This window comes from Celeribacter sp., assembly GCF_048259695.1.
In the GTDB taxonomy this organism is placed as follows: domain Bacteria; phylum Pseudomonadota; class Alphaproteobacteria; order Rhodobacterales; family Rhodobacteraceae; genus Celeribacter.
In genome coordinates this window covers 41,957-64,126 of record NZ_JBLXHL010000004.1, presented here as the reverse complement: position 1 = coordinate 64,126, position 22,170 = coordinate 41,957, and the positions used below count along the sequence as shown (strand labels likewise).

Sequence of the window (22,170 nt, the reverse complement as noted above, 5' to 3'; positions counted from 1 at the left end):
TTCGGAAAAGCAATCCGTGTCAGATGCGGAAAAACGGCTGGAACAGACGCGGGATCAATGCGTTGAACTTGAGCGGCGCATCGGTTGCGGCCAGACAGATACAGGCCTCGCCGGCTTCGGCAACGGGCGTGTGTTCAAGGTCGTCATTGGCCACTTCGCAATCGCCACGTGCAAACCGGCCGGTTTCGTCGTTGAACGCGCCCTGAAGCACGAGGGTCATCTCCAACCCGCCATGACCGTGATCGGGCATTTCCATACCCGGATTGATCCGCAACAGGCGCAGAGACCCTTGGTCATCGTCAGACAAAATGCACTGTTTGGCCCCGGGTCCAAGCGAGCGCCATTTGGGCGCTTTGCCCGCCAAGGCCTCGACCACGGGCGCGGGAAACGGCCCTTGGGCGGCAAAAACCGGCTCGGGGGCGACCTCATCGTCAAGACGGGCCATCACGCGGTCACGCAGGTAATCATCCACCTCGATCGGCTCGAAATCGACAAGGATCGCACCGCCGACAGCCTCATGTGCCGCCAATGACGCGCGGCACGTTTCGCACAGCGACACATGGGCCGCGACGACCAAGGCAAACGGCTTGGGCAGCGAACCCGCGACATAAGAGGCCAAAAGCGCCTCGGGAATATGGTGACGGATACCGCTCATCGGCTACCGCGCTCCTTTCAGTTCGTGCCGCAGCCGTTCAAGGCCAAGGCGGATACGGGATTTAATCGTGCCAAGCGGCAATCCCGTCTCGGATTGAATTTCGGCGTGCGTCAGCTCGCCAAGATAGGCTTTCTCGACCAATTCGCGCTGCTCCGGCTTTAGCGTGGCCAAAGCGGCGCGCAATTTGGTCGTTTCCTGTTCCATCGCCACCACCTGTTCGGCGTGTTCTCCGGTGGTCTCTGGCGTGGCCAGTTCCTCGGGCACGGGGCGGCGTTCCTTGCGGATGATGTCAATGTGACGGTTGCGGGCAATTTGGAAAATCCACCCCGCCACATCCGCCCGTTCGGGATTGAAACTGCCCGCTTTGCGCCACACCGACAGCATCGCGTCCTGCACGATATCGTCAGCCTGCGCCGCGGACGTTCCCGATTTCATCACCATCCCGCGCATCCGTGGCGCGAAGTAATCGAACAGGGCGCAAAAGGCCGCACGGTCACGCTGATCGCGCACAGCAAGCATCCATTGCGTCTGTTCCGAATATGTTTTTGGCTCCGTGTCAGGCACGCGGGCCTCCCCTTGAGGCGAAATCAATCGAAGTCCCCCCTCGAAAACAGCGGGGGAAACGTCGTTTGAAATTTGATGTTCATGGGTCAGCATATCTCTCTTACGGGGCGCGTCGAGGGGTGGATCATTTTAGAGCGTTCTTTTTCGAAAAAAACTACGGAGCGCCCGCATCCATTGCTCCGCAGACATGATTTGCCGCATGAGTGATCCACTATGAGCCAACGCGCGTATCCTGTATAAGTTCAAACAAAATCGAGAATGCCCATGTCCTTTGACGCCGCCCCGTTGTCCCGTCCGCGTATTGCCGTCATCGGCTCCGGTATCTCCGGCCTCGCCACGGCCTATCTTTTGGCCGACACCCATGACGTGACCGTTTACGAGGCCGAAGGGCGATTGGGCGGCCATGCCCGTACCGTCATGGCGGGCCTGCGCGGCGATCAACCTGTGGACACGGGCTTTATCGTCTACAATTACGCCAACTATCCACATCTCACAGCGATGTTTGCCGATCTGGATGTGCCTGTGATCCCCTCGGACATGTCATTCGGGGCAAGCATCGACAACGGGCGCATCGAATACGGGCTGAACGATCTCAACGCCCTGTTCGGTCAACGCCGCAATATCGCACGGCCCGCCTTTTTGCGCATGGTTCGTGACGTGCTCAAATTCAACGCCAAGGCCGAAGCGCACGTTGATGACGAAACCACAACCATCGGCGAGTTAATCACCGAGATGGGCTTGGGCAAAGAGTTCCGCGACCACTACCTGATGCCGATCTGTGGCGCGATCTGGTCCACCTCTGTGCACGACATAGCGGCCTACCCCGCCGCTTCGCTCCTGCGGTTTTTCCGCAATCACGCGCTCTTGTCGGCCACGGGACAGCACCAATGGTGGACCGTCAAAGGCGGATCGATCGAATATGTGCGCCGCCTCGAGGCCCATTTGCGGGCAAAGGGCGTGGTGTTTCACCTCAATGCCCCCGTCAAAAACGTCGCCCGCAACGGGATCTGCGTCACGATCAATGCCAAAAACCGCCCCGCAGAGGTCTTTGATCAGGTGATTTTTGCGTGCCATTCCGATCAGGCGCTTGCGATGCTGGATTTTTGCACCCCGCAAGAGAACCACGCCCTCGGCAATCTGCGCTATCAACCCAACCGCGTGATTTTGCACCGCGACGCCACGCAGATGCCAAAGCGCAAAGCCTGTTGGTCAAGCTGGGTCTATAAGGCCGACACCGATACGCGCGCCACCCGTTTGGGTGTGACCTACTGGATGAACCGCTTGCAATCCATTCCCGAAACCGATCCGCTGTTTGTGACGCTCAACCCCGCCCAAGAGGTGCCACAAGAGATGATCTACGACGAGGCCACCTTTCATCACCCCGTGTTCGACACCGCCGCGCTTGCCGCCCAACACGAAATCGCAAGCATCCAAGGCGACAACCGGACGTGGTTTGCGGGTGCGTATCTGCGCCACGGGTTCCACGAGGACGGGTTCCACTCCGCCGTTCAGGTCGCCACGGCATTAAAGACACAGGTGGACCTGCCTGTGGCCGCCGAGTGAGGGGCGCCATGCCTCCACGCCCCGAACATATCGCGGGCCACACGGTCCATGCGCGGCGCGGCGCCATTGGCAACGCTTTTCGCTATGGCGTGGATTATGTGTTGATCGACCCCGACAGCCCGCGCGGCCCGGCGCTGTTTTCGCGCAACCGGTTCAACCTGTCAGCGGTCCATGATCGCGACCACGGCGGCCCCGTCAAACACGGGCGCGGCACCCCGTGGGCGCGTGAGGTTTTCGCCGCCGAAGGCCTTGGCGACCTGCGCCTCGCGCTTTTGACCCAACCGCGGTTTCTGGGCTACGGGTTCAATCCCGTCAGCTTCTGGCTCGGGTATCGGGGCGGGGACCTGATTGCGGTCATCGCCGAGGTGTCTACACCCTTTGGCGATCGCCATTCCTATCTGTGTACCGCGCCCGATCATGCGCCCATCACCAAAGACCTGCGCATCACCGCCGCCAAGCACCTGCATGTCTCGCCCTTTCAAACCGTCGAGGGGCTGTATCATTTCAACTTTGACATCCGCCCTGACAAGATTGCGGTGCGGATTTTGCACGAGAACGGTGATGAGGGCGTGATTGCCACCTTGAGCGGGCCGCGCGCACCGCTGACCAATCGCGGAATTCTACGTGCCTATCTGCGCCGCCCGTTTGGCGCGTTTCGCACCATCGCGCTTATCCACTGGCAGGCGCTCATCCTCAAACTCAAGGGTGCAACCTACCGCCGCCAACCGCCCGCCCCCGCCACAGACCTGACCAAATCGGGCGAGGTATAACCATGGCCGGTCCTTTTGCGGGCAAAACATGGTGGGTCATCGGCGCATCCGAGGGATTGGGGCGTGCCTTGGCCCATGCCATGAACAAACGCGGGGCGCGGCTCATTGTGTCGGCCCGCTCCGAAGATGCGCTACAATCTCTTGCCGCAGAGCTGTCAGACGCGACCGTTTTGCCGCTTGATGTCACGGACAAAGCCTCCGTGAGTGCCGCATGGGACAGTGCCAAAGACGCCGATGGGGTGCTCTATTGTGTTGGTGCATACGATCCGATGCCCGCCACCAAATGGGACGCCGATGCCGTAGAAACCATGATCGAGACGAATTTCACAGGGGCCGTGCGGGTCTTGTCCCACGCCGTGCCGGCCTATACGCAGCGCGGTCACGGACGGATCATGTTGATCGGATCACTGTCGGGCTATCGCGGATTGCCCGATGCCATCGGCTACGGAGCGTCAAAGGCCGCGCTGATGCATCTGGCCGAAAACCTGTTGATCGACCTCAAGGGAACGGGCGTCACGGTGCAAATGGCCAACCCCGGCTTCATTGATACGCGCCTCACCCAAAAGAACGACTTCAACATGCCGCAGTTGATGCAGGCGGCCACAGCGGCGGACCACGTCATACGCGCCATCGACACGGGCCGGTTCGAGACCGCATTTCCGCGCCCGTTTTCGCTTGTCTTTACCTTGGGCCGGTTTTTGCCGCGCCGTTTGTTCAACCGTCTGTTCGGTTGAGCCGCGCACCATATGGACCTTGGTCGCGCTTTCGCCTAAAGCCTTGGGCCAGAAATCACCCGTTGGACAAAGCCCGTGACGCGCACCACCACGACCCTCACCATCGATGACGAGCAAGGCACGATTGCGCTCGCCACCCGTCTCGCCGCGCACCTGCGCGCCGGCGATGTGGTGTTGCTCGACGGATCATTGGCGGCGGGAAAGACGTTTTTCACCCGCGCACTGGTCCGCGCCATGGGATGCGACGAGGACGTGACATCGCCCACCTATACCATCGCCAATATCTATGACGGGCCTGCGTTCCCGATTTTGCATGTGGACGCTTACCGTCTCAAAGGGACGCAGGAGTTTTATCACCTCGGCCTCGACGATTATTTCGAGACGGGTGTGAGCCTCATTGAATGGGGGACGCGGATCGAGGGCTTTTTTGACGCCCCCCTGTCGATCCATATCGGGTTTGGCGACACCGACACCGCACGGACGGTCACGGTTGCCGCCGGGAATGCCCGTTGGGACAGGGTTCTGACCGATCTGGAGGCTGCACCATGAGTTTGATGCTGTTGCTACAAACCTCTAACGGCGTGCCGATGTTGGGCCTCGCGCGCGGGGGCACCGTTGTGTTCGACACCTCCGCCCTGTCCGAATGGGACGGCTCACGCGATTACCGTGCGATGGTGGCGGCGGGATTGAACGCCATGGGCGCCAGCCTGTCCGACCTGACGGCGATCACCGTCGACATCGGTCCGGGCGGCATGGGCGTGACCCGCACAGGCGCGTCTTTTGCCAATGCACTCGGCTTTGCGCTTGGCCTGCCCGTTCTGGCCTTGCCTGCGTTCGAAATGCTCGGCGCACAGGTGGCAACCGACGATAGACCCGTCGTGATGCTGCGCAAAGCGGCGCGGCCCTATGTCCACTACGGCCTGTATCGTGATGGTCAGCTTGCACATTACGAACATTTGACGCGCGATGCAGCGGTTGAAAACCTCAAAAAATTGGACAATTTCGACCTCGCGGGCAATGTCACACTTGACGGCTATGAGCCCCCCCTGACCAATGCCGCAACGCTGCAAACCATGCTCACCGTGGCGCGGTCCAAACCTGCGCCCGCACCACAGGCCCGCGCCTATCCCATCGTCGAGGTGCTCGAATGACCGACACAGCACCCGGGATTTCCGCCTGTCTGAACGGTGGCGGTATCGTGCTTTTGCCGACCGATACCGTGCTTGGCCTTGCGGTATCCCCCGCCCACGACGATGCGGTGGCACGGCTTTATGCGCTCAAAGATCGCCCGCGCGAGAAAAACCTGCCCATCATGGTCGCCGATATGAGCCAGATCGCCGACCTCGGGGCGCTCCCGACCGATGCGGCGCGGCGCCTGTTGGCCTCGCCCTTTGTCCCCGGCGCGGTGACTTTGGTGTTGGAACTCGGGCCACAGCGTCCCGACTGGCTCGCGGGGCGTGACGAGATTGCGCTGCGCATTCCGGACGATGCCCGCTTGCGCGATGTATTGCGCCGCACCGGCCCGCTGCTTGTCACCTCCGCCAATCGCGCGGGGCTTGAAACCCCGCACACCAGTGACGCGGCAAGCGCGCAGTTGACCGCCCCGCCCGATCTGGTTGTGGCGGGAACGAGCCGTGCGGGCGCGCCCTCGACAATCGTGAACTGTCGCACGTCCCCCCCTCATCTGATCCGCATCGGCGCCGTCACGGCAGCACAGATCAACGCCCTGTTCGAGGAGAACCCATGAGCAAATTGATCCTTGGGATCGAGACCTCCTGCGATGACACCTCCGTGGCTTTGGTGTCGCGATCAGGGGAGGTGGCCGCGATCAAAACCGTCTCGCAATACGACATCCACGAGGCCTTTGGCGGCGTCTATCCCGAACTGGCCTCACGGGCGCACCTGCACGCGATCCTGCCGACAATTCAATCGGTTATGGATAACACCTCGACCACGCCTGCGGACCTTGAGGCGATTGCCGTCACCCGCGGTCCGGGTCTGATCGGCTCGCTTTTGGTCGGGCTGTCAACTGCCGAAGCCTTGTCGATGGGATGGGGCGTCCCCGCCTACGGGATCAACCACCTGCGCGGCCATATCCGCTCTGCGGCGCTTGAGGGCGGGATCACCGATTTTCCCGCCGTGATCATGTTGGTCTCGGGCGGCCACACGTTGATCGCCTATCTCGAAAACGAATGGTCCTACCGCCTGCTTGGCACCACCCGCGACGACAGTGTGGGCGAATGCTATGACAAGGTGGCCCGCACGCTTGGCCTCGGGATGCCCGGCGGGCCCGCGATTGACCGCGCCGCCGCCCGTGGCACCCCCGTGTTGCGCCTGCCCCGCCCGATGAAAAACGAGGCCTACGCGTTTTCATTCTCGGGTTTGAAATCATCAGTTGCCCGCCACGTCGAGACCCGCCCCGACGTGAGTGTCGAAGATATGTCGGCCTCATTCGTGGCCGCATGCATGGATGTTTTGGCCACCAAAGCGGAACGCGCCCTCATTGAATGCGCTCCGAAATCATTGGTCATTGTGGGCGGGGTCGCGGCCTCGGCGCAATTGCGCGACACCATGGGGGCGCTTGCGGGCCGCTACGGTGTGACATTGAGCCTACCGCCGGTGAAATGGGCCACGGACAATGCCGCAATGATCGCGATGGCGGCGTGGGACTATGTGGCGCGCGGCGTGCAACCCGACCTCATGCCCAAGCCGAACCTGAGCCTCGAGACGCCGTAACCCGCCTAGCCGTCGCGCTTGCCGATTTGCTTTTCAAGCGTATTCAGGCGATGGCGCAGGCGTTGGATTTCCTCACCCTGTTCGCGCGAAATCATGGTGAGATAGGTCAGCGCATCCTCAACGCGGTTGTCATAGTGCGCCGGCTTGCTCACGGGGCGGTCGTGGAACAGGCTGTCGCGGCCCAATGCCTTCGCCAGTTTGGCGTTGGTTTTCGCCTGCGTCGCCAAAACCGCCTGACGGAGGTCGAGCGGCATGGTGGCGCAATCGGGGGGCGACATTTCGGGGAGATTGTAGACCCGCATCACACGGCGCATGTCAAAATCGCGCACCTTCCCGTCATGCCCACGGTTGTAAAGCGCCACAAAACTGGCCTGTGAGGGGCCGAGCGAACCGTGGACCAACTTGTACTCATCGAACCTGTCGGGATGGCGCAACCCCCAATACTTACAGAAATATTGCACAATTCCATCAACGTCACGAATATCGTCGTAGGAATGCACGGTCGTAGGGGCCGCATTCGACCACAGATCATAGATCGCCGCATAATCGAGGTGATGCGCACTTTCATCCGCAAACTCCTGGGGCGTTTTGGTCGAGAACCCCGTGTGCAATTTATGTTTCAGACCCCATTGGCGGTAGGCGCTTTCAATCCATTCATCCTGACGGCGAAACACCAACACAATCTCGACCTCGTCAAACACCGCGCTCTCTTTGGCATAGGCGCCGATCACGGCACTGGTGTCGGGGGCATTGCGGGCCTGGGCCAGAACCTCGTTCGACAAAATGAAATGCGTGGCCTCGCTTGTCGCGGCAAAGGTTTCAAGCTCGGCAAGACCCATCGCCAAAGCGGCGGGGGTGTTGAGCTCTCCCGGCCCGACCAACCCGTCAAAGCCATCGATATGCTCCAGAAAACGGCCCAGATAATGGATGCCCGACCGTTTCAAAAAACCCGTCTCTTTCAACAGGAATTTCTGAAGCGCCGAGGTCCCCGTTTTTCCCATGCCCACATGGATGGTCAGTTTTTTACCCATAACGTCTATGCCTTTGAAGTCGCTAGGATCAGGTCTAGATCAACCACGCGCGTGACACAACTGTGACGCGACCTGCGGCCCCGTGCCCACCGGACAATTTCCCGTGCGGGCGCTGCGGCGAGATCGCGCAGGCCCGCATTGTATACATCGGGATACATTGACTTTGCGCACGTCCCGCGCTAGGCGATTATCCAAACGTATGTTGCCCTCTGGCGCAGACGCATCAACCCGCACATGTGGAGACCCAAATGGCCCAAGAGACCCCCGACATCATCTACACCATTGTTGACGAAGCCCCCGAACTGGCGCGTGGTTCGCTTTTGCCGATCATCACCGCCTTTTCGACCGCCGCAGGCGTCAACGTCGAAACCCGCGATATCTCTTTGGCCGCGCGTATCCTGTCGCTCTTTCCCGACGAATTGACCGCCGATCAAAAGGTATCCGACGATCTGGCCGCTCTTGGCGAGTTGGTGAAAACACCCGACGCCAACGTCATCAAATTGCCGAACGTGTCGGCCTCCGTGCCACAGCTTGAGGATGCCATTGCGGAATTGCAAAGCCAAGGCTACGCGATCCCCGACTACCCTGCCGATCCACAGACCGACGCCGAAAAAGCCGTGCGTGCGAAATACGACACCGTCAAAGGGTCCGCCGTGAACCCCGTGCTGCGCGAAGGCAACTCGGATCGCCGCTCCGCCAAAGCCGTCAAGGAATATGCCAAAGCCAACCCGCACCGCATGGGCGCATGGACCGCTGACAGCAAAACAACCGTGGCCTCCATGTCGGGCAATGATTTCTTTGCCAACGAAAAATCTGCAACCATCACCGGCGCACAGGTCGGCGGCGCAAAAATCGTCTTTACCGCCACTGATGGCACACAGACGGTGCTCAAAGACGGGCTGTCCTATGGCGAAGGCGAAATCGTCGACGCGACCTATCTCTCGGCCAAAGCCCTGCGCGCGTTTGTGAAAGCCGAAGTGGCAAGCATGGAGCCGGGTGTATTGTTCTCGGTCCACCTCAAAGCCACGATGATGAAGGTCTCCGACCCGATCCTGTTCGGCCACTTCGTCTCTGTCTACATCGAGGACTTCCTCGCCAAACACGGCGACAAACTCGATTTCAACCCGAACTCCGGCCTTGGCGCTCTCGAAGCCCTGATCGCCGGAAACGCCGAAATGGAAGCCGATTTGAAAGCCGCACTGGCCGCCAAACCGCCGCTATACATGGTCGATAGCGACAAAGGGATCACCAACCTGCACGTCTCCTCGGATGTGATCATCGACGCGTCCATGCCCGCCGTGATCAAGGCGGGTGGCATCGGTTGGGGACCGGACGGCAAGGCCGCCGACACCAAATGCTGCATCCCCGACAATTGCTACGCGGGCGTCTACGACGAAACCGTCGCGTATTTCAAAGAGACCGGAACACTGGACGTGACATCCTGTGGCGCGGTGTCCAACGTTGGCCTGATGGCGCAAAAAGCCGAAGAGTACGGCTCGCACCCCACCACATTCCAAGCGGCCGCAGATGGCAAGATCGAGATCGTTCTCGACAATGGCGCGGTGCTGCATTCGCACACCGTTGAGGCGGGCGACATCTGGCGCGCCTGCACCGCCAAAAAGGCACCGATCCTCGACTGGATCAAAACGGGCATCGAGCGTTTCGACGCTGTTGGCACGGGCGCATTCTGGCTCGACGCCAACCGTGCGCATGACGCCGAGTTGATCAAATACGTTGTTCCCGCACTGAAAGCGGCAGGCAAAGACATCCCGATCATGGCCCCACGCGAAGCAACCCGTTACACATGGGTTGAAATGCGCGCCGGCAAGGATGTTGTGACCATCACGGGCAACGTGCTGCGCGATTACCTCACCGATCTGTTCCCGATCCTCGAACTAGGCACCTCCGCCAAAATGCTGTCCATCGTCAAACTGATGAACGGTGGCGGCTTGTTCGAGACAGGGGCCGGTGGCTCCGCGCCCAAGCACGTCCAACAGGTCGAAGAGGAAAACCACCTGCGTTGGGACAGCCTTGGCGAGTTCTGTGCGCTTGGCGAAAGCTACAACTTCCTCGCCACAACCAAAGGCCGCCCCAAGGCCGCCGTGTTGGGGGCCGCCGTCGAAGTGGCCACACAGAACCTCTTGCTCGAGGGCAAATCGCCCGAGCGCAAAGTCGGCCAGAACGATAACCGCTCCTCGCACTACTGGTTTGCACGCTACTGGGCCGAGGCCCTCGCGGCACAGACCGCAGACGCCGAACTGGCCGCGCATTTTGCCCCCATCGCGACCGCGTTGGCCGCGAAAGAAGATGTGATCCTGTCCGAGCTGAAAGCCGATGAAGGCAAGCCTGCGGATCTGGGTGGCTATTACCACGCCGATCCGGCCAAAGTGGCCTCGGTCATGCGTCCTTCGGCAACGTTGAACGCCATTATCGGCTAAGGCACAGGGTCCGCCCAAACGAGGGCCAAGCCATAACAGACATGAGAAAGGGGCGCCCGAGGGTGCCCCTTTTTTTCGCTTTGAACTGTGAGGCCGTCAGCCGTAGTCGGGCCACGGCGCACAGGCGAACACCCCACCATCGACATAAAGCGTCTGACCCGTCACAAACCCCGCCGCCTCCGAGGCCAAAAACACCACCGGACCCGCGATATCCGCGGCCTGCCCCACACGGCGCAGCGGCGTGAGTGCGGCCCATTTATCGGCGTAGCCCTCGGCCTCCTCCGCCGTGCGCTCATTGGCGATGGCCCCCGGCGCCACGCAATTGACGCGGATGCCAAGCGGGCCAAGCTCGGAGGCGGCGGTTTTGGTGAACTGTTCGATCCCGCCCTTCGAGGCGGCGTAATCCACAAGGTTCGGGAAGGCCACTTTGTTACAACCCGACCCGATATTGATGATCGCCCCACCTTTGCCTGCGGCCTTCATCGCGCGGGCGGCCTCTTGGGTGTTGAGGAACGCACCGCGCAGGTTGGTGCGGATCACGCGGTCGAAATCCTCAACCTTGAGATCGAGGAGCGAGGCCCATGTTTGAATGCCGGCATTATTGACGAGCACATCAGGGGCGCCCCCGAAATGATCGGCGACAGCGGCGTGGAACGCTGGCACCTGCACCGCATCACCCGCATCGCATTTCACCGCAAAAGCAGCCCCGTCATAGAGCGCTTCGACCGCCTGTGCGGGCGCTTGCGAGCTATGGTAGGAAAAGCCCACGCGATAGCCCGCCGCAACCAGTGCGCCGACAAGATGCGCGCCGATGCCTGTGCTTCCACCCGTTAAAATCGCGATTTTTGTCATGTGTTCGTCCTATTTTCCTGCGTCTTCCGGCGCGATGGAGACGGTTTTGACAATGGCATGGCACGCCACCCCCGCAGCCAGTCCCAAGGCATCCGCCGAGCGCCGCGTCACCCGCGCAAGGATCGTACCCGCGGGGGTTTTCAGCGCGACAATCGCCCCCGGCCCATCACCGCGTTTGACGTCGATGATGTCACCCGACATGATGTTGAGGGCGGACAATCCGGTGGGCAGGTCGCGCGACAGGATGACGTCCTGCGCCGCGATCCGCACCCGCATCACCGCACCAATGCTGCGCGGCACATGGGGCAAAAACAGCGCCATCCCGCCCGCATCCAGTTCGCTTAATCCGTCGGCATGGCGGGCAACGACCCGCGCCTCGATCACCGCCCCCGCACCGCGCACCCCCGTGGGCAGCACGCTTGGGTCCGACAACACGTCCAAGGCATCGCCCTGCCGCGCGACCCTGCCGCCCTCAAGGGCAACAACCGTGGTCGCCAGTCGCGCCACTTCGGTCGGCGCGTGGCTGACATACAGGATCGGCACGTCGACCTCATCGCGCAGCCGTTCGAAATACGGGATGATCTCCGCCTTGCGGGCCTCATCAAGGGCGGCCAGAGGCTCGTCCGCCAACAACAACCGCGGCCCCGAGAGCAAAGCGCGTCCAATCGCCACCCGTTGACGTTCGCCGCCCGACAGACCCGCGGGGCGGCGCTCCAACAGATCACCGATCCCCAACAGATCGACCACCCGCGCGACCTCTTTGGCGCTGCTGCTTTTCCGCCCGAACCTGCGTCCGTAATCAAGGTTGCCGCGCACGGTGAAATGCGGAAACAGGCGCGCATCCTGAAAGATATAGCCAACGCGGCGTTTGTGTGCGGGGACACTCACCCCCGCTTTCGTATCAAGCAGCACATCGCCATCCAGAACAATCCGCCCCGCGTCAGGCATTTGCAGCCCCGCGACCGCATCAACAATGGTGGATTTCCCCGCGCCAGAGCGGCCGAACAGAACCGTAATCCCCTTGGGCGCTGTGAAATCCACATCGAGGGCAAAGCCGTCAAAGGCATGTTTAAGGCAGACAGAAAGGCTCATTGTCCGCCCACCCGTTTCGCGGCGCGTTTGGCCAGAACCTCGGAAAGGATTAGCGCACTCATGGCGATCACGACCGACACCACAACAAGGCGCAGCGCCGCCCCCTCACCGTTCGGCACCTGCAAAAACGCATAGATCGCCGAGGGCAGCGTTTGGGTCTGGCCCGGGATGTTGGAGACAAAGGTGATCGTCGCACCGAATTCGCCCATCGCCTTGGCAAAAGCCAAAATCGCGCCCGTGATGATCCCCGGAACAGCGAGCGGCAAGGTGATCGTCACAAACACCCAAAGGCGCGAGGCCCCCAAAGTGGCGGCGGCCTGTTCCAGTTTCGGGTCGGCGGCATCCATCGACAGACGGATGGCCCGCACCATCAACGGGAACGCCATCACCGCCGCCGCAAGGGCCGCCCCCGTCCATTGGAATGCAAAGGTGATGCCGAACTGCGCCAAGAACCCGCCAATCGGTCCGCGCGCGCCAAAGGTCAAAAGGAGCAGATAGCCCGTCACCACAGGCGGCAGGATCAACGGCAAATGGATCAGGCCATTGACGACCTGTTTGCCCGCAAACGTCCACCGCGACAGCGCATAGGCGGCGAAAACGCCGAACGGCAGGCTGAGTGCCGTAGCCCAGAACGCGACCTTGAGCGACAGGGCAACGGCTTGCCATTCGTCTGGACCAAGCCAGCTCACGGGGTCGCCTCCAACATCGTGAACCCGTGGGCTGCGAAGATTTCGTGCGTCGTGGCCGCCATGAGAAACGCCCGCAAGGCCTGCGTCGACGCCCCCCCCTGTCCGGTGATTTCGGCCATCGGGTAGATGATCGGCGGGTGGCTGTCCTCGGGGAATGTCGCCACCACATGCACAGGGGCAGCGGCGCGGGCATCGGTGGCGTAGACCACGCCAAACGGCGCTTCGCCTGTCGCGACAAGCGCAAGAGCGGCACGGACATTGTCACTTTGCGCCACCTGCCCGCTCACGCTGTCCCATAGGCCCAAGGCCTGTAGCGCGGTCTTGCCATAGATCCCCGCCGGAACCGCATCGACCAATGCCATCGCGAGATACCCCTCACCCAATCGTGCGGGCAAATCGGCAGGGTCGGTGAGGTCCACGGGCGTGTTGTCCTCGAACGCCACCAAAACCAGATCATTGCCAAGCAGATCGGCCCGCGATCCGGCAACCAACAGGCCCGCGTTTTGCAGCACGTCCATCCAGTCGACATTGGCCGACACGAACAGATCGGCGGGTGCACCATATTGGATTTGCCGCGCCAGAACCGAAGATCCAGCATAGGAAATCGCCACATCAAGGCCCGTTTGCGCCTCGAACACCTGTGCCACCTCATCAAGCGCGGTTTTGAGACTGGAGGCCGCGAACACGGTCACATCCGCCGCCATGGCCGTCATCGCCGCTCCGGCCCACAGGCCGGTCGCACAGATGAACGTCAAGAATGGCGGGCGAAGTGGCATGGTCGGCTTTGATCCTCGGGGGCATTGCTTTGCACGCATAATGGGCAGCCACACCAAAAGCGCAAGGCACCACGGCGTCGCAAATTACCGCAGATCTCCACAGGGGCGCTTGTCACTGCGCCCGGCATGGGACCGCCGCCCTTGCCTCAACGCCACATGTCCCACTTTTGCCGCGTTTTGGTCCAATTATTGGTTAACAAATCTTGAATAACGGCCCGAGACACACAGGGAGCGGGCAGAAGCCCGATGGCAGATATGTTTGTAGACGCCGATACATACACCAAAACCTTGGCCGCCACGGACGCGGCGCGCACAGATGCGGACACCCTGTCTCATACCCGCCTGCGCCTGTACACAAGGGGGGTAAAGCGCCTGTTCGATCTCGGCTTTGCCATCCTGATTGCGCCGATTGCGGTGCCGCTAATCGCATTGCTTTGGGCATTGGTGCGGATGGAGGGCAAACCCGCACTCTACGCCCACCGCCGCGTGGGCAAAAACGGTGTGCTGTTCAACTGCTACAAGCTGCGCACGATGAAGGTCGATGCAGACGCCATTCTGGCACGCCTGTGCGCCGAAGATCCCGCCATTGCCGCCGAGTGGCACACCTATCAAAAGCTCGAAAACGATCCCCGCATTACACGTATGGGGCGGTTTTTGCGCGCAACAAGCCTCGACGAATTGCCACAGCTGTGGAATGTGGTCACGGGCGACATGAGTTTTGTCGGGCCGCGTCCCTATACGGCGGACCAAGAGGCCATGTACGAAAATGCGGGCGGCCACGCTTACCGCTCCATGCGCCCTGGTATCACGGGGATTTGGCAGGTCGAGGGACGTTCGGCCACCACATTTATCGACCGTGCGCGGTTCGACAATGATTACGGATCACGTCAGTCTCTGGGTCTGGACCTGTCGTTGATTGCCCGCACCGTCGGGGTCGTCTTTGCCAAAACCGGACGCTGATCAGGCAAAACACCCCGCGCGGTCCAAAACAAAACCCCGCCTGCCGATGCACGCGGGGTTTATACCTGTGCGCGAGAACGCCCCTCAGGTGATCCGTTTGATCGAGGCCATGATCTCGTCGCGCTCGAACACGGACTTCCAATCGTCACGCATCAGCGCGGGGATGCCGAACTCGATGGCCTTATTACAGGCGTCCGAAAACTGGCCCTCTTGCACACCGAAAATAACCGCGCCCAGAATGTTCATGTGACCGAGCAGGAAATCACGGGCGCATTCCTCGGAAACGCCGGTTTTCACCACCTCGTCCATCGCCTGTTTCATGACCACCAAAAGCGAGGCACAGACCGTTTCGGACAGGCCCGGCTCAAGATAGGCCATTTGTTCGACCGTCACGCGGTAGGTTTGGCGCACAGGGGCATAAATGGCTTTGGCAATGGCATCCCCAAGGGCGTAATGCGCCTCCGGTCCTTGCATCAGCGCATTCACCACGCCTTGCGGATGGGCGATACCGCCGAAACGGTCGAGACGCGCGGCTTCGGTTTCCTCGTTGTGATAGATCATCGGATGACACGGGTGGGACACGAAATATGTGATGTCCTCACGCTCGGGCAAGTGACCCGCATAGGGGGCCGCCGCGTCGAGAATCACAACCATGGTGCCAGACTCAAGCTTGTCGATGATCCCGCTCGCCACTTTGCCAATCGCCGTATCAGGCACGGCCATGACCACAACATCCGCACCCGAAAGCGCCACGTCCATCTCGACACAATCGACGCCAACCGCGTCTTTGAGGCGCGCACGGCCTGCCTCGCTCACCTCGACATGGCGCACGGTAAAGTTGCTTTGCGCCAGATTCAGGGACAGGCGGACGCCCATTTTCCCACCGGCACCCAAAAGGGCTACAGTCGTCATCGTTTATTTCTCCTTGTTCGCCATCTCGGGCTTGATTAACTGGTGTGATGAGATAATATCTCATGGAGATTGTCAATGCACAGCCAAAGCCGCCAACATAATCTTTTGAAGGCCCGCGCCAAAGACGCCTATGTCACCCGTGCGACCCCAATGCCGTACCATCGCCATGCGGCACGACCGCCGTCAACATAATCCACAGGAGACCCGCATGACCGCACCCGCCGCCCCGTTGATCACTTGGTTCGGGGATGATTTTACCGGTTCTGCTGCCGTGATGGAGGTGCTCGCCTTTGCAGGGCTCGAGACGGTTTTATTTTCGGATATACCAAGTCCGGCTCTTTTGGCACGGTTCAAGTCGGCCCGCGCCATCGGCATTGCCTCGACCGCCCGCACGCACAGCCCCGCGTGGATGCAGGATGCCCTCCCCGCCCCCTTGCAATTTCTACACAGACTTGGCGCACCGCTTTTACACTACAAAGTCTGTTCCACTTTTGACAGCTCCCCCACCTGCGGCAACATCGGAAAGGCAATCGAGATCGGCCTTGATATCACGGGCGCCCGCGCGGCCCCCGTTCTGACCGCCGCCCCTCAAATGCGCCGTTATCAATCCTTTGGCCACTTGTTCGCAGGCACATTTGACGGTGTTCACCGCCTTGATCGCCACCCCGTTATGGCGCACCACCCTGTGACGCCAATGGACGAGTCCGACCTCATGGCACATCTGTCGCGCCAAACGTCCCTTGCCTCCGCGCTGATTGATCTGGAGGCGCTGTGGGCGGATCCGCAGCCCGCCCTGGACGCCGCCCTCGAACAGGGCGCCCGCCTTTTGTCCATCGACAGCATGGATCCCGCAAGCGAGCAGGCCGCAGGCAAACTGATCTGGGACAACCGCGCCGCGTTACGCTTTGTCGCAGGATCCCAAGGGGTGGAATACGCCCTCGTGCGCCATTGGCAAAACACCGGATTAATCCCCGCATCCCCCGCGCCCACATCAGCGGGACAGGTCGCACAAATCGCCGCCGTCTCCGGATCGGTCTCGCCTTCGACCGCGCAACAGATCGACTGGGCGCAGGCGCACGGTTTTGCCATCATCCGCTTTGACGCCGCCCGCGCTTTGGCCTCGCCCGAGGCAATGGCCCGCGAAATCGCGATGGCCACGGACCACGCTGTCACCGCCGCAAACGCAGGTCTCTCGCCGCTCGTTTGTTCCGCCACGGGGCCAAACGATCCCGCCGTTGCAGCATTTCGCACAGCACTTGCCGCGTCCCCAATCACGATGGAGACCGCCAACGCGATGACCGGTCAGGCGCTCGGCGGGGTCCTTGACGCGGTTCTCACCCGCACGGACATCCGCCGCGCCGTGATTTCGGGCGGGGACACCTCCGGCCACGGAATGCGGGTCCTCAAACTGGACGCACTTCAGGCCCGCGCCCCCACCATCCCGGGTGCCGCGCTGTGTACCGGCTATGGCGACAGTCCGCATGACGGGTTGGAGATTGCCCTCAAGGGCGGTCAAATGGGGTCCGAAGATTTCTTTGGCTGGATCCGTGACGGAGGCGGACCACGCTAAACACGCACACGTTCAATGAAAGGCCCGCCCCATGTCGGCATCCAAAATCAATGTGACCTACCGGTTGGAAACCCGTGGCGACATCGGCGCTCTTGCGGCCAAAATCGCGTCGGACCAATCCACAGGCACCTTTACCGAATTGCCGAACGAGACCGCCGATGTGCGCGCGCTCTGTGCGGCTCGGGTGGTCTCTATCACCCCCCTGCCCGACACCGGCACACCCTCCCTCCCAGAGCCGGATGGCCACGGCCCGTACAAACGCGCCGATGTGGTGATCTCTTTCCCGCTCGACGCCGTTGGCACCGATATCGCCGCGCTAATGACCATCACCGTTGGTGGCGTCTATGCGGTCAAAGGGCTGTCGGGCGTGCGGGTCATGGACATCGACCTGCCCGCCGAATGGGCCTGTCACCCCGGCCCGCAGTTTGGCATGCGCGGCTCGCGCACCCTGATGGGCGTTCCGGCCGGACCGATGATTGCCTCGATCATCAAGCCCTCGCTTGGCCTCCGGCCCGATGCCACAGCCGGGGTGGTGGCGCAGTTATGTGCCGCAGGTGTGGATTTCATCAAGGACGACGAGAAGCTGATGAGCCCCGCCTATTCCCCACTGGAGGAGCGCGTCAAAGCGATCATGCCGGTGATCCGCGCCCACGAGGACAAGACGGGCAAACGGGTCATGTACGCCTTTGGCATTTCCGCCGCCGATCCCGACACGATGATGCGCAACCACGACATCGTGCGCAACCATGGCGGCACGGCGGCGGTGATCAACATCAACTCCATCGGCTATGGCGGCATGAGTTTTCTGCGCAAACGCTCGGCGCTGTGCCTGCACGCACACCGCAACGGGTGGGACATCCTGACCCGCCATCCCGGATTGGGTATGGAGTTTCGCGCCTATCAGAAAATCTGGCGGCTACTGGGGGTCGACCAGTTCCAGATCAACGGCATTCGCGCCAAATATTGGGAGCCGGACGACAGCTTTGTCCAGTCGTTCAAGGATGTAACCACGCCGGTCTTTGCGCCCGAGGATTGCCCCCTTCCCGTTGTGTGTTCGGGGCAATGGGGCGGTCAGGCCGTGGAGACATATCGGCGCACGGGGCGCAGCGTCGATTTAATGTATCTGGCGGGCGGCGGTGTACACGGCCACCCGATGGGCATGGCCGCGGGCGTACGGGCGATCCGTCAGGCCTGGGATGCGGCACAGGCCGACACCCCGCTCGAAACCTACGCCAAAGACCACCCCGAGCTCGCCGCGTCTTTAAGCAAATGGGGGGCATAAGGCGTCATTTATTGCGCTTTTCAGGGCATATTAACAAATACCATCTCACGTAAACCAAGTATTAACCAACATCCCAATACGCTCCGATCAGACATCGCTCCCCGTTTGGGAAAGTAGAAATGCCAAAACGCACACTCAGACTGATCCACAGGATCAAGCGCGCACAGCCCAAACTCGCAATCGCGGGTATGGGCTTTGCCGTGGTCGGGGCCGCGTTTAACATTGCAGGGATCAAGGCGGGGCTGATGGTCTTTCGTCCGGACTCCTTTACCCATCCAATCACATTCGCCTGCCTGATCGCCATCGGCATGAAGCTTTTATTCCTTCAACGCCGCAACGGCCCACCCGCATGGGTGCTTTGGTATGCGTGGGCCTCTCTCATAACCTGTATGCTCATCATTTTCATCCGGCTCAGCGGGGTGGCCACCCGTGATCTTGACTTTGCCTCCTTCGGGGCCGGCACCGAAATCGGTATGGTGGGGTTGGACACGGCAATCATCTGTTTTTTGTTGCTCGTTGCGCTGTTGCTGCGGTTCAAATTCATGCGGTTGATGTTTGTGGCAAGCGCCATGTCCATCGAGCTTCTCGCGCTCACCACATTCGCCAAACTATATGACCTGCCCATGTTTGGTCTGGACATGTCGCTGTTCACGTTCTTGAGCCTGTTATGCTTGCAACTGTCGGTGGTTGCCGCTGCCTCGAACAAACAACCGTTTGCGGTGATGCTTTTGCCGACCCCGACAGGGCGCACCACACGCAGTATTCTCGCCGGAATGCTCATCATTTCCGCCACCTGTGGGGTCGGTGTCACTGTCGTGATGCGCACCTTTCGTGCCGAGTTCAGCCAACTCGCCGGTGTCGCCATTATTATCGCGCTCACCACAACCGTTGTCCTCTCCGCCATGCAGGTGATTTTACTCGCTCAAACCACCCACAAAGAGGCCGTTCAACGCCGGATCGCCAAACGTCGTCTCGAACGGATGGCCAAAACAGATATGTTGACCGGTGTTCTCAACCGTCACGCCGGTTGGGACGCCCTGCACCGCCACTTCGGCACATTCAAAACGCAAAAGAGACCGACAACGATCGCGATGATCGACATCGACCACTTCAAGGGCGTGAATGACACCCACGGCCACGACATCGGGGATCTGGTTCTCAAACGGTTTGCCACCACCCTGCGCAAGTCCGTTGGCGATGCAGGTCTCGTCTGTCGTTGGGGCGGCGAAGAGTTCATTGTGATCTTGCCCGATACCCCGATGGAGACCGCAAAGGCAAAGATCGAGAAAATCAGGCAATCCCTCTCCCACGCCGAGGGGATCGCCATCGACAACACAACCGTTTTGATCGTCACCGCATCCACCGGAGTGTCTGAATTTGACACCGGCGATTCCGCTCCCGGTGCGGCGCTGAACCGTGCGGATAGCGCACTTTATGCGGCGAAAAGCGCAGGGCGCGACATGTTGTGCTGGATGGATGCCACAGGGGCGGCCTATTCGTCACGGAACGCCGCCTGACGGCCTACGCGGCGAGCGGCATCAGCCCGCCTGCCCGCGCCACGCACACAGATCAATCGACGTTACAACAGCCATATAGCGGGCCGGTCCACCCCTGCGACGGATTGGTCAGGACAAGCGACATCGCATAGGAAATGTCGGACATGCCATCCGAACACGCCTGTGCGTCGAGTGTCCCCACATAGGGCGGTGCCGTGAACGCGAACGGATATCCGCCTCCTGTCGACGGGGTCGCCTGTGTCAGCGCTGTGATCGGGGCGGGACCATCCACAAGCGAGGTAAATTCAGCCATCCGGTCCTGTGCAATGGTCAGGGTCCAAAACGGCTCGGTCCCACGACAGGTTATCCCGAGCGGGAACCCACTGACGGTTGCCACGCGACCGGCCTCGACCGTGCGGGTCAGGTAGCGCGATGCCACCCACGCCGTTTCGCCGCGATACCGGATGTGCGACCATGTTCCCGCAACATTTTCGCCACGCACGTCGACAACGTCCCCCTCGTGCAAATCTCCTATGTCCGCACTCGATGCACTTGGCCCCTTGCGCACGTTGAGGTGGTCGCCATCGGGCACCCCCGTAACCTGCATCATTTCGGCACAGGAAAATCCGGCCCAGAGACAGAGCGATACGGCAAGAACCGTGGCGGATACAGGATGCGACATTGCGGGCTCCAATCGAGAAAACAAAACAGGACGCGCGACCTTATGGCCGCAAATAGACGGCCCCGAAAATTGGCGGGCCGGGCAACAACAGCAGTTTGGCAGAAAATGGACTGAACGACCATTCGGGTATCTGAATGCAGTGTTGATCCGGATTTCATTCAATTGATCAAGGCATGGGAAGCCTGACTTGCGCCACGCCACACAGGACGCAAAATATCAGGATGTCGGCAGCCAAGTGGAATTGGTTGGCCTGTACGGGCAGCTATAAGCGCCCGCAGATACGGGGATGCGCCTTAGGCCATGCGGTCCTTTTCACGTTGAACCATCCCGAACAGGTCACGCGGATCATCGGGATCGGCAATCATGTCCAACTGGGTAAACCGCGTCGATCCGACCAAGGCGCCGCGCAGCCACCGCAGGGCCGAAAAGTCCTCAATCGCAAAGCCCACACCATCAAACAGCGTGATCGCGCGATCGTTTTCGCGTCCCTCGACTGCGCCGGTGATGACCTGCCACAGCTCTTTGACCGGATAGTCGTCATCGAGCTGTTGAATGTCGCCCTCAATGCGCGTTTGCTCGGGATATTCCACGAAAATATCGGAGCGCAACAGGATGTCGCGGTGGATTTCCGTCTTGCCCGGACAGTCGCCCCCGATACCGTTGATGTGTAGCCCCGCCCCCACCATGTTGTCGGTCAGGATCGTCGCGTATTGCTTGTCGGCGGTGCAGGTCGTCACCACATCCGCGCCCTGAATGGCCTCCTCGGGCGAGGAACACGACACAACCGTGAGGCCGGAGCCCGCGAGGTTGGCGGCACATTTCCGGGTGGCCGCCGCGTCGATATCGTACAGCCGCACCGTGTCGATGCCGCAAATCCGTTTCAAACCAAGCGCCTGGAACTCCGACTGCGCCCCGTTGCCGATCAAGGCCAATGTGCGCGACCCTTTGCGGGCAAGGTATTTCGTCGCCACAGCCGAGGTCGCCGCCGTGCGCAACGCCGTCAGGATCGTCATTTCCGACAGCAACACCGGATAGCCCGTATCGACAGAGGCCAACAGGCCAAAGGCGGTGACGGTTTGCAGGCCGTCTTTCATATTCTTGGGGTGACCATTGACGTATTTGAACCCGTAGTCGATCCCGTCCGAGGTTGGCATCAATTCGATCACACCCTCATGGCTATGCGAGGCCACGCGCGGCGTTTTGTCAAACTGGGGCCAACGGCGAAAGTCGTCTTCGATATGGTCCGCAATCTGCGCGATACAGGTTTCGACCCCGATATCGAGAACAAGACGCATCATGTTCTCGACGCTCACAAAGGGAACGGTGTTCAGATCTTTTTGCATGGTCTGCCTCGACATTAATGTAGAA

Annotated in this window: 22 protein-coding genes; 12 read left to right on the top strand and 10 right to left on the bottom strand. The window is 60.9% G+C overall.

All coding sequences use genetic code 11. The features are described from left to right. Positions 1-19: 19 nt before the first annotated feature. A complete protein-coding gene (locus tag ACN0Q0_RS08330) occupies positions 20-655 on the bottom strand; it encodes a ChrR family anti-sigma-E factor (RefSeq protein WP_417242929.1) in 636 nt (211 codons plus the stop codon). A 3-nt stretch (positions 656-658) separates the two neighbouring features. Beyond that, positions 659-1,174, bottom strand: a complete 516-nt coding sequence (locus ACN0Q0_RS08325) for a sigma-70 family RNA polymerase sigma factor (protein ID WP_417243272.1) — start codon at positions 1,172-1,174, stop codon at positions 659-661. Between the two features lie 309 nt (positions 1,175-1,483). Here ACN0Q0_RS08325 and ACN0Q0_RS08320 point away from each other — a divergent pair, with 309 nt between their 5' ends. From ACN0Q0_RS08320 to tsaD, 7 genes are all read left to right on the top strand, one after another. Then, entirely contained in the window at positions 1,484-2,782 is a 1,299-nt protein-coding gene (locus tag ACN0Q0_RS08320) for an NAD(P)/FAD-dependent oxidoreductase (protein WP_417242928.1), read from the top strand. An 8-nt stretch (positions 2,783-2,790) separates the two neighbouring features. After that, on the top strand, positions 2,791-3,552 hold the full coding sequence (locus ACN0Q0_RS08315) for a DUF1365 domain-containing protein (protein ID WP_417242927.1): 762 nt from the start codon (positions 2,791-2,793) through the stop codon (positions 3,550-3,552). 2 nt (positions 3,553-3,554) lie between these two features. Further along, entirely contained in the window at positions 3,555-4,286 is a 732-nt protein-coding gene (locus ACN0Q0_RS08310; protein WP_417242926.1) for an SDR family NAD(P)-dependent oxidoreductase, read from the top strand. A 75-nt stretch (positions 4,287-4,361) separates the two neighbouring features. Beyond that, positions 4,362-4,835 (top strand): tRNA (adenosine(37)-N6)-threonylcarbamoyltransferase complex ATPase subunit type 1 TsaE, encoded by a 474-nt coding sequence (gene tsaE / locus ACN0Q0_RS08305; RefSeq protein WP_417242925.1) that lies wholly within the window; start codon positions 4,362-4,364, stop codon positions 4,833-4,835. Continuing rightward, the gene (locus ACN0Q0_RS08300; RefSeq protein ID WP_417242924.1) at positions 4,832-5,437 is read left to right on the top strand and encodes a hypothetical protein; all 606 of its coding nucleotides are present in this window, start codon (positions 4,832-4,834) and stop codon (positions 5,435-5,437) included. Before tsaE ends, ACN0Q0_RS08300 begins: the two co-directional genes overlap by 4 nt. Further along, entirely contained in the window at positions 5,434-6,033 is a 600-nt protein-coding gene (locus tag ACN0Q0_RS08295; protein ID WP_417242923.1) for an L-threonylcarbamoyladenylate synthase, read from the top strand. Before ACN0Q0_RS08300 ends, ACN0Q0_RS08295 begins: the two co-directional genes overlap by 4 nt. After that, a complete protein-coding gene (gene tsaD, locus ACN0Q0_RS08290) occupies positions 6,030-7,022 on the top strand; it encodes a tRNA (adenosine(37)-N6)-threonylcarbamoyltransferase complex transferase subunit TsaD (protein WP_417242922.1) in 993 nt (330 codons plus the stop codon). The genes ACN0Q0_RS08295 and tsaD overlap by 4 nt, the downstream gene beginning before the upstream one ends. A 5-nt stretch (positions 7,023-7,027) precedes the next feature. On the opposite strand, the gene ACN0Q0_RS08285 is transcribed toward tsaD, so the two are convergent. Then, positions 7,028-8,053: a hypothetical protein gene (locus ACN0Q0_RS08285; RefSeq protein WP_417242921.1), complete on the bottom strand. Its 1,026-nt coding sequence runs from the start codon at positions 8,051-8,053 to the stop codon at positions 7,028-7,030. 248 nt (positions 8,054-8,301) lie between these two features. Between ACN0Q0_RS08285 and ACN0Q0_RS08280 the strand changes: the two genes are divergently transcribed. After that, entirely contained in the window at positions 8,302-10,491 is a 2,190-nt protein-coding gene (locus ACN0Q0_RS08280; protein WP_417242920.1) for an NADP-dependent isocitrate dehydrogenase, read from the top strand. A 96-nt stretch (positions 10,492-10,587) separates the two neighbouring features. Here the strand turns inward: ACN0Q0_RS08280 and ACN0Q0_RS08275 are convergent, their stop codons facing one another. From ACN0Q0_RS08275 to modA, 4 genes are read right to left on the bottom strand one after another with little or no spacing between them, the layout of a single operon-like run. Further along, positions 10,588-11,343 (bottom strand): SDR family NAD(P)-dependent oxidoreductase, encoded by a 756-nt coding sequence (locus ACN0Q0_RS08275; protein ID WP_417242919.1) that lies wholly within the window; start codon positions 11,341-11,343, stop codon positions 10,588-10,590. Between the two features lie 9 nt (positions 11,344-11,352). Further along, the gene (gene modC, locus ACN0Q0_RS08270) at positions 11,353-12,435 is read right to left on the bottom strand and encodes a molybdenum ABC transporter ATP-binding protein (protein WP_417242918.1); all 1,083 of its coding nucleotides are present in this window, start codon (positions 12,433-12,435) and stop codon (positions 11,353-11,355) included. Beyond that, a complete protein-coding gene (modB, locus tag ACN0Q0_RS08265) occupies positions 12,432-13,124 on the bottom strand; it encodes a molybdate ABC transporter permease subunit (protein ID WP_417242917.1) in 693 nt (230 codons plus the stop codon). The genes modC and modB overlap by 4 nt, the downstream gene beginning before the upstream one ends. After that, positions 13,121-13,900, bottom strand: coding sequence for a molybdate ABC transporter substrate-binding protein (gene modA, locus ACN0Q0_RS08260; RefSeq protein ID WP_417242916.1), 780 nt, complete (start codon positions 13,898-13,900; stop codon positions 13,121-13,123). Before modA ends, modB begins: the two co-directional genes overlap by 4 nt. 246 nt (positions 13,901-14,146) lie before the next feature. On the opposite strand from modA, the gene ACN0Q0_RS08255 reads away from it, so the two are divergent. Beyond that, entirely contained in the window at positions 14,147-14,860 is a 714-nt protein-coding gene (locus ACN0Q0_RS08255) for a sugar transferase (protein WP_417242915.1), read from the top strand. An 84-nt stretch (positions 14,861-14,944) separates the two neighbouring features. Here the strand turns inward: ACN0Q0_RS08255 and ACN0Q0_RS08250 are convergent, their stop codons facing one another. Beyond that, positions 14,945-15,772, bottom strand: coding sequence for a phosphogluconate dehydrogenase C-terminal domain-containing protein (locus ACN0Q0_RS08250; RefSeq protein ID WP_417242914.1), 828 nt, complete (start codon positions 15,770-15,772; stop codon positions 14,945-14,947). Between the two features lie 208 nt (positions 15,773-15,980). Here ACN0Q0_RS08250 and ACN0Q0_RS08245 point away from each other — a divergent pair, with 208 nt between their 5' ends. From ACN0Q0_RS08245 to ACN0Q0_RS08235, 3 genes are all read left to right on the top strand, one after another. Continuing rightward, the gene (locus ACN0Q0_RS08245) at positions 15,981-17,342 is read left to right on the top strand and encodes a four-carbon acid sugar kinase family protein (RefSeq protein ID WP_417242913.1); all 1,362 of its coding nucleotides are present in this window, start codon (positions 15,981-15,983) and stop codon (positions 17,340-17,342) included. A 31-nt stretch (positions 17,343-17,373) separates the two neighbouring features. Next, on the top strand, positions 17,374-18,624 hold the full coding sequence (gene oiaX / locus ACN0Q0_RS08240; protein ID WP_417242912.1) for a 3-oxo-isoapionate-4-phosphate decarboxylase OiaX: 1,251 nt from the start codon (positions 17,374-17,376) through the stop codon (positions 18,622-18,624). A 119-nt stretch (positions 18,625-18,743) separates the two neighbouring features. Beyond that, positions 18,744-20,141 carry a GGDEF domain-containing protein gene (locus tag ACN0Q0_RS08235; RefSeq protein WP_417242911.1) on the top strand — a complete coding sequence of 466 codons (1,398 nt, stop codon included), beginning with the start codon at positions 18,744-18,746 and terminating at the stop codon, positions 20,139-20,141. A gap of 52 nt (positions 20,142-20,193) precedes the next feature. Here the strand turns inward: ACN0Q0_RS08235 and ACN0Q0_RS08230 are convergent, their stop codons facing one another. Both ACN0Q0_RS08230 and ACN0Q0_RS08225 read right to left on the bottom strand, forming a co-directional pair. Next, positions 20,194-20,802, bottom strand: coding sequence for an SH3 domain-containing protein (locus ACN0Q0_RS08230; protein ID WP_417242910.1), 609 nt, complete (start codon positions 20,800-20,802; stop codon positions 20,194-20,196). 293 nt (positions 20,803-21,095) lie between these two features. Further along, the gene (locus ACN0Q0_RS08225) at positions 21,096-22,145 is read right to left on the bottom strand and encodes an ornithine cyclodeaminase (RefSeq protein ID WP_417242909.1); all 1,050 of its coding nucleotides are present in this window, start codon (positions 22,143-22,145) and stop codon (positions 21,096-21,098) included. Positions 22,146-22,170: the final 25 nt, after the last annotated feature.

Excerpts from the sequence above, each read along its gene's own strand:
- ACN0Q0_RS08330 (WP_417242929.1), bottom strand. The coding sequence starts at position 655 with ATGAGCGGTATCCGTCACCATATTCCCGAGGCGCTTTTGGCCTCTTAT.
- ACN0Q0_RS08325 (WP_417243272.1), bottom strand. The coding sequence starts at position 1,174 with ATGCTTGCTGTGCGCGATCAGCGTGACCGTGCGGCCTTTTGCGCCCTG.
- ACN0Q0_RS08320 (WP_417242928.1), top strand. The coding sequence starts at position 1,484 with ATGTCCTTTGACGCCGCCCCGTTGTCCCGTCCGCGTATTGCCGTCATC.
- ACN0Q0_RS08315 (WP_417242927.1), top strand. The coding sequence starts at position 2,791 with ATGCCTCCACGCCCCGAACATATCGCGGGCCACACGGTCCATGCGCGG.
- ACN0Q0_RS08310 (WP_417242926.1), top strand. The coding sequence starts at position 3,555 with ATGGCCGGTCCTTTTGCGGGCAAAACATGGTGGGTCATCGGCGCATCC.
- ACN0Q0_RS08300 (WP_417242924.1), top strand. The coding sequence starts at position 4,832 with ATGAGTTTGATGCTGTTGCTACAAACCTCTAACGGCGTGCCGATGTTG.
- ACN0Q0_RS08295 (WP_417242923.1), top strand. The coding sequence starts at position 5,434 with ATGACCGACACAGCACCCGGGATTTCCGCCTGTCTGAACGGTGGCGGT.
- tsaD (WP_417242922.1), top strand. The coding sequence starts at position 6,030 with ATGAGCAAATTGATCCTTGGGATCGAGACCTCCTGCGATGACACCTCC.
- ACN0Q0_RS08285 (WP_417242921.1), bottom strand. The coding sequence starts at position 8,053 with ATGGGTAAAAAACTGACCATCCATGTGGGCATGGGAAAAACGGGGACC.
- ACN0Q0_RS08280 (WP_417242920.1), top strand. The coding sequence starts at position 8,302 with ATGGCCCAAGAGACCCCCGACATCATCTACACCATTGTTGACGAAGCC.
- ACN0Q0_RS08275 (WP_417242919.1), bottom strand. The coding sequence starts at position 11,343 with ATGACAAAAATCGCGATTTTAACGGGTGGAAGCACAGGCATCGGCGCG.
- modC (WP_417242918.1), bottom strand. The coding sequence starts at position 12,435 with ATGAGCCTTTCTGTCTGCCTTAAACATGCCTTTGACGGCTTTGCCCTC.
- modA (WP_417242916.1), bottom strand. The coding sequence starts at position 13,900 with ATGCCACTTCGCCCGCCATTCTTGACGTTCATCTGTGCGACCGGCCTG.
- ACN0Q0_RS08255 (WP_417242915.1), top strand. The coding sequence starts at position 14,147 with ATGGCAGATATGTTTGTAGACGCCGATACATACACCAAAACCTTGGCC.
- ACN0Q0_RS08250 (WP_417242914.1), bottom strand. The coding sequence starts at position 15,772 with ATGACGACTGTAGCCCTTTTGGGTGCCGGTGGGAAAATGGGCGTCCGC.
- ACN0Q0_RS08245 (WP_417242913.1), top strand. The coding sequence starts at position 15,981 with ATGACCGCACCCGCCGCCCCGTTGATCACTTGGTTCGGGGATGATTTT.
- oiaX (WP_417242912.1), top strand. The coding sequence starts at position 17,374 with ATGTCGGCATCCAAAATCAATGTGACCTACCGGTTGGAAACCCGTGGC.
- ACN0Q0_RS08235 (WP_417242911.1), top strand. The coding sequence starts at position 18,744 with ATGCCAAAACGCACACTCAGACTGATCCACAGGATCAAGCGCGCACAG.
- ACN0Q0_RS08230 (WP_417242910.1), bottom strand. The coding sequence starts at position 20,802 with ATGTCGCATCCTGTATCCGCCACGGTTCTTGCCGTATCGCTCTGTCTC.
- ACN0Q0_RS08225 (WP_417242909.1), bottom strand. The coding sequence starts at position 22,145 with ATGCAAAAAGATCTGAACACCGTTCCCTTTGTGAGCGTCGAGAACATG.